At 73.6% G+C, this 5,622-nt stretch carries 7 protein-coding genes and 1 pseudogene; 1 reads left to right on the forward strand and 7 read right to left on the reverse strand.

Annotated features, from left to right (window positions below):
* Positions 1-68: 68 nt before the first annotated feature.
* Genes ACOJTC_RS01195 through ACOJTC_RS01205 form a run of 3 tightly spaced genes read right to left on the reverse strand, consistent with a single transcriptional unit; the run spans position 69 to position 1,708 of the window.
* Positions 69-659, reverse strand: coding sequence for a winged helix-turn-helix domain-containing protein (locus ACOJTC_RS01195; RefSeq protein ID WP_420115397.1), 591 nt, complete (start codon positions 657-659; stop codon positions 69-71).
* A gap of 51 nt (positions 660-710) precedes the next feature.
* On the reverse strand, positions 711-1,202 hold the full coding sequence (locus ACOJTC_RS01200) for a rhodanese-like domain-containing protein (protein WP_420115398.1): 492 nt from the start codon (positions 1,200-1,202) through the stop codon (positions 711-713).
* Between the two features lie 53 nt (positions 1,203-1,255).
* Complete coding sequence (locus tag ACOJTC_RS01205; RefSeq protein WP_420115399.1) at positions 1,256-1,708, reverse strand: cysteine dioxygenase; 453 nt, start codon at positions 1,706-1,708, stop codon at positions 1,256-1,258.
* Between the two features lie 144 nt (positions 1,709-1,852).
* On the opposite strand from ACOJTC_RS01205, the gene ACOJTC_RS01210 reads away from it, so the two are divergent.
* A complete protein-coding gene (locus tag ACOJTC_RS01210; protein ID WP_420115400.1) occupies positions 1,853-2,251 on the forward strand; it encodes an ankyrin repeat domain-containing protein in 399 nt (132 codons plus the stop codon).
* Positions 2,252-2,323: 72 nt separating this feature from the next.
* On the opposite strand, the gene ACOJTC_RS01215 is transcribed toward ACOJTC_RS01210, so the two are convergent.
* The 4 genes and pseudogenes from ACOJTC_RS01215 to ACOJTC_RS01230 form a co-directional block, all read right to left on the reverse strand.
* Positions 2,324-3,094, reverse strand: a complete 771-nt coding sequence (locus ACOJTC_RS01215) for a class I SAM-dependent methyltransferase (protein WP_357926784.1) — start codon at positions 3,092-3,094, stop codon at positions 2,324-2,326.
* Positions 3,095-3,203: 109 nt separating this feature from the next.
* Entirely contained in the window at positions 3,204-3,707 is a 504-nt protein-coding gene (locus ACOJTC_RS01220) for a DUF2231 domain-containing protein (RefSeq protein ID WP_204924527.1), read from the reverse strand.
* A gap of 217 nt (positions 3,708-3,924) precedes the next feature.
* Positions 3,925-4,665: a GAF and ANTAR domain-containing protein gene (locus tag ACOJTC_RS01225; protein ID WP_204924528.1), complete on the reverse strand. Its 741-nt coding sequence runs from the start codon at positions 4,663-4,665 to the stop codon at positions 3,925-3,927.
* Between the two features lie 176 nt (positions 4,666-4,841).
* Positions 4,842-5,622: pseudogene (locus ACOJTC_RS01230) on the reverse strand (accessory Sec system translocase SecA2); the annotation flags it as partial.

The following is a 5,622-nucleotide window of genomic DNA, read 5'->3' on the forward strand; positions in this document are numbered from 1 at the left end:
CCGGCCCGGCACGCGGCGACGCACCCGGCTGGGGGGGAGCCGGGTGCGACCGGGATTGGTCCACCGGGTCAGCGGAACCGGTCGCCCCGCACCCTCGCCTCGTCGGCGAGTCGGTAGCCCACCCCGTACACGGTGGTCACCAGGGGGGTGTCCGCGCCGAGCTTGGCGCGCAGCCGCCGGATGTGCACGTCCACGGTACGGGCGACGGCGTGTTCGTACCCCCAGACGTTGGCGAGCAGTTGCAGCCGGGTGAAGACCTGGTGCGGGTGCTCGGCCAGGAACAGCAGCAGGTCGATCTCGATGCGGGTGAGCGGGATCTCCCGGTCGCCCTGACGTACCACCCGGGTGCCGGCGAAGATCCGTAGGGTCTCCGGGTGGTCGTCGGTCGACGCGGGCTCCCCGACCACCGGCCTCGGCCGGGGGGCCGGCAGCGACGACAGCAGGCGCGGCGCGGTCGACTCGCTCAGCCGGACCACCCCCTCCCCCGCCTCGGCCAACTCGCCGAGCAGGTCGACCAGGCGGGCCAGCCGGGGCGTCAGCGGCCCGGCGGTCAGGTCGAGGGTGATGGTCAGCGAGGGCGTGGAGCGGGGCCGACCCGCGATCACCCGGTCGGGACGGCCCGGCGGGTGCGGACGCGCGGTGAGGGCGACGAGGGACATGGGAGCCTCCTGTGTGGCGGTGCGTCCGCCACGCCCGGTGGGGCGCGACGGTCAGTGCGGCGTCCGGCCGGCGGTCACCGGCGGCGCGAAGGACGGGGTACGGTGCGTCGACGTCGGGCCCAGGGCCGGCAGCCCGGCGATCCGCCAGGCGACGAAGCCGCCCACCACGTCGGTGGCCCGGCGCAGGCCGATGTCCTGCAACGCGGCGGCGGCCAGCGACGAGGTGTAGCCCTCCTGGCAGATCACCAGCACTGGCAGGTCGTAGTCGACCGCCTCGGGCAGCCGGGCCGGGCAGCGCGGATCGAGCCGCCACTCCAGGACGTTGCGCTCGATCACCAGTGCGCCCGGCACGGTGCCGTGGGCGGCCCGCTGGGCGGCCGGCCGGATGTCGACCATGATCGCCCCACCCCGGCAGGCCAGGTGCGCCTGTTCGGGGTCGAGCCGACGCAGTCGGGTGCGGGCTTCGGCGAGGATCTCGTCGATGCCGCGCGAACCCGGTGGTGGGGCCGGACAGCTCTCGGTGAGGGTGGCGTGTTGCGGCATCGTCGCGGTCCTTCCATGGGCGAGCCGACGGGTGGGGGAAACGGCGGGCAGCGTCACCAGGAGACGCCGGCGTAGGCGATCTCGGCGACCCGGAGCCGCCCGCCGACGAGGTGGTAGCGGGTCATGTGACGCAGCGCGGGGAGGTAGACGTGCACGCTGACCGCCGGCTGGTCGCCGCGGTTGGTCACCACGTGCACGTGTCGGGGGCCGAACCGGCGACCGGAGCCGGCGGCGAGGCGGTGCGGGCGCAACCGCCCACCGGAGACCGTCTGCTCGGTCAGCTCACCGGCGACGACCAGGAAGGCCCCCGAGGAACCACCGTGGTCGTGCAGGTCGGTGCCCTGGCCGGGCAGCCAGCTCAACGCCCAGACCTCGTGGTCGTCGGCCGAGGCGAGCCGGGCGTACCACCGCTCGGTGCGGTCGAACCGCAGCGGCACCGTCCAGGTGGTCGGGTCGGCGTACCGGGCGGCGACGGTGAGCAGGTCGGTGGCGTGGATGCTGGTCATGGCTTCTCCCGTGTGATGCGTCCCCCGACACTCTAGACTGTAAAGCCTATAGGTTTAGTAGGTAATACCGAATGCTGGGACGCACCGGGCGAGCCGGTTCCCGTCACCGGCGGCCACCGGGGCACGGGCCTCTAGGCTGAGCGGATGACCGAGGAGTTCGACGCCGAGACGCTGGCCTTCGCCCACCGGATGTTCGACCTCGCCCGCGCGGGCGAGGCCACGGAACTCGGTGGCCACGTCGACGCCGGGCTGCCGGTGAACCTGACCAACGACAAGGGCGACACGCTGCTCATCCTGGCCGCCTACCACGCCCGTCCGGAGACCGTCACGGCTCTGCTGACCCGGGGTGCCGACCACACCCGGGTCAACGACCGGGGGCAGACCGCACTCGCCGCGGCGGTGTTCCGGCGCAACGCCGAGGCGGTACGCGCCCTGCTCGACGCCGGGGCCGACCCCGACCACGGGACCCCCTCGGCGGTGGAGACGGCCCGTTTCTTCGACCTGCCGGAGATGCTCACCCTGCTCACCACCCGGCAAACCTGATCAACCGTCGGGGCCGACGGGGCGCCGTCCCCGCGCCGGGAAGCCGCACCGTCGCGCATCATGATCGGTCCTTCAGGCGGGCCCGTCGGCCGGCTTGACGGCCTCGATCAGGAAGCGTCGGGAGTGGGCCACGAAGGCGCCCTCGGCACGGATGGTGGCGTGCAGCCGTTCGAGCTGCGGCCGGTACCGGTCGACGTCGAAGTCCGGCACGGTCCAGACCACCTTGCGCAGGAACCAGACCACCGCGCCGACGTCGTGGAACACCGCCCGCAGGGTGGCCCGTTCCAGCCGTACCACGTGCAGGCCGGCGGCCCGGGCGGCGGCCACCGCCTGGGCGGTGTGCCGGGTGGCCGGCGGCGGCAACGGGCCCAGCACCGCCTCGCTCAGCTCCCGCATGGTGCCGGCGCCGATCTGCTGGGACAGGAAGCGCCCGCCGGGGCGCAGCACCCGGGCGATCTCCGCCCACCCGGTGTCCACCGGGTGGCGGCTGGTCACCAGGTCGAAGGCGGCCGCCCGGAACGGCAGCCGGGAGGCGGGAGCGATCTGCACCACCCGGCCGCCGACCCGCCGCAGCGTACGCCGGGCGACCGCCACGTTGGGCGGCCATGCCTCGGTGGCCACCAGCAGCGGCGGCGGTTGGGGCAGCTCGGCGAGCACCTCTCCCCCACCGGTGTCGATGTCCAGCGCGGTCGTGACCGTCGCCATCCGCGCGGCCACCTGCCGGGCGTAGCCCCACGGTGGACGCTCCTCGGTGGCCCGTCCGTCCAGCCAGCCGAAGCCCCAGCCGTCGACGGGCGCGGCGGCGGCCTCGGCGATCAACTCCGCACAGCTCGGCTCGACCATGCCCCCACCCTGGGGCAGCTCCGCACGGTCGGCAACCCGATTACCGTGGCCGGCGCGGACCCCGCGACCCCGGCCGGACGCCGCGACGGTGGTCAGGGGCGGGACGCGATCAGGGGGCGGGGCGGAGGATCTCCACGGTGGAGCCGGCGGGGACACCGTCGAGGGTGTCGAACCCGGTGGGCTCACGGCGGCCCGACTCGAACTGCCGCATCAGCCGGGTGCCCAACCCGACGCCGACCGCACCGACGAGCAGCGCGACCAGCTCGGTCACCAGCAGCACCCCGCTCGTACCGCGCTGCGGAGCATCCGCCCGCACCAGGCAGGACAGCAGGAAGAGCGCGGCCATGCCGGCGTTGACCATGTTGAAGGTGACCATGGTGCGACGGTGCGGCCCCGGCCGTACGTCCCACAGGTCGATCATGCCGGCGACGGCGGCGAGCCCGGCGGCCACCAGCGCGGCGATCGCCGTCCAGTAGCCGACCTCGCCGAGGAACGCCGGGCCGCCCGCGACGTCGGCGAGGTCGAACACGGTGGCACTGACGAAGAGCCCGAACGGGAACGTCACCAGCATCGGTTGGATGGGATGCCCCTGCACCCTCAGGCGGCTCTCCATCGTTTCCTCCCCGGGATCGGCTCAGCTCACCGGTCCAGGGTGCTACCCGCAGGTCGCTTCGACGAAACGATCGGGCCGTGATTCGCGGGTCCGGGGAGAAACGACACCAGTCGGCCGACGTCGTACCGGGACCAGGGTCGGCGACGTAGCGGCATCGCCACCCGCCGATGCCGTCACCGTCGACCCCGATGAGCGGGTCGACCGGACCGGGCGGCCGTCAGGACTCGCGGGGGCGGGAGACGGTGGTGACCAGCCGTTCGGCCACCTCCCGCAGCGGGATGTCCAGTGACGACGCCGCGCTGCGCAGCACGTCGAGGGCCTCCGGCGCCGGGCAGCCCCGCTGGGTCATGATAACCCCGACGGCCTGGCCGACGATGTTCTCCCCGAGCAGCGCGCCGTCACGTTCACTGTCCCGCTCGGCCCGCCTGGCCCGGTCCCGTACGGCGGCCAGCAGCAGTCCCGCGTGCTCGGCGAGCAGCATCGCGGTGAGCTGGTGCCGGGTGCCCAGCGTGTTGTGCCGGCCGGCGTACAGGTTGATCGAGCCGACCGCCCGCTCGTCCACGTCCACCGGGGCGGAGATCACCCCGCACACGCCCAGCCGACGGGCGCGGTCGGTCCAGGGCGCCCACCGGTCCTCGACGGTCAGATCCGTCGCGATGATCATCTCGCGACGGCGGATGGCGCTCATCGCGGGTGACTCCGCACCGTGCCCCAGGTCGTCCAGCTCGGCCAGCCGGGGGTCCGACGCGGCCACCCCGGCGGGCTCGCCGGCCCGCAGCGCGGTGAACCCGCACCAGAGCACCCCCGGGACGGCGTCCGCGGCGATCCGGACCAGCTCGGTCAGTGCCTCGTCGAAGTCGTCGACCGCGATCAGCCCCGCGGTCAACTCCCGCAGCAGGGCGGCCGTCTCCAGTACCCCGAGCGTGTCGATGGTCAGCTCCCGCATGTCCAGGTTCACCGGCCCGCAGGCTCCGTCGTACACCTGCCGTCCGGCACCGGCGTCGTTGCCTGTGTCATCGTGATGATCTCTCTCCCGAGTCGTGGGCCCCGGGCTACTACCCTGGCAAAACCGGATCGAAACCGCGTAAAGGAACCCCTCCGGCGCATTTCGCGCCGGAGGGGTTCCCGGACCGCTCAGCGGGCGGCGGCGAGCCGGCGGCCGACGGAGGCGATCAGCCGGTCCAGTTCCGAACCGAACGGGTTGTCGTGCACCAGGTACGTCCAGGTGGCGCTGGGCCGCACCAGCTTGGCGGCGTCCGGCTCCCAGTCCTCGGCGAACTCGGTCTCCTCGAAGGTCGCCAGGGTCCGCGTCTCGATCTCGGGGATGAGGTTGGTGAACGCCGGCACCGCCGCCCGGTGGAACTCGTCGAGCGGGTCGAGCCGGCCCAGCGCCCGCAGGTGCACGCCCTCGCGGACCTCGGACAGCTCGGCCAGGTGCTCCGCCCAGAGCCGGTCGGTGTGGTAGAGCGCGATGGAGCGGGCCACCCGGGCCAGCAGGTCCTCGTCCATCTCGCCGGCCTTGTCGGGCATCCGGTCGAGCAGCATCAGCGCGGCCACGTCCGAGGTGAGCAGCCGCTCCCGACGCTCGGCCAGGGCGATCCGCTGCTGCTCGATGACCACGCTGTAGCGCCAGGTGTTGCGGTGGATCTCGTGGTTGACGCCCTCGGCGACCCGCTGGGCGTGCTCCACCGCGTAGTCGACCTGCTCGTCGGTGACCAGGCCGTCGGCGTTCATCCGGGGCGAGGCCGGGACGGTGTCGCCGGCGTGCCGCACGACCAGGTCGTCCTCCAGGCTGACGAAGAAGACCGAACCGCCCGGGTCGCCCTGCCGGCCGGCCCGACCACGCAGCTGGTCGTCGACCCGGCGGCTGTCGTGCCGGCCGCTGCCGATCACGTAGAGGCCGCCGAGTTCGGCC

This window comes from Micromonospora sp. (assembly GCF_048594385.1).
GTDB classification, from domain to species: domain Bacteria; phylum Actinomycetota; class Actinomycetes; order Mycobacteriales; family Micromonosporaceae; genus Micromonospora; species Micromonospora wenchangensis.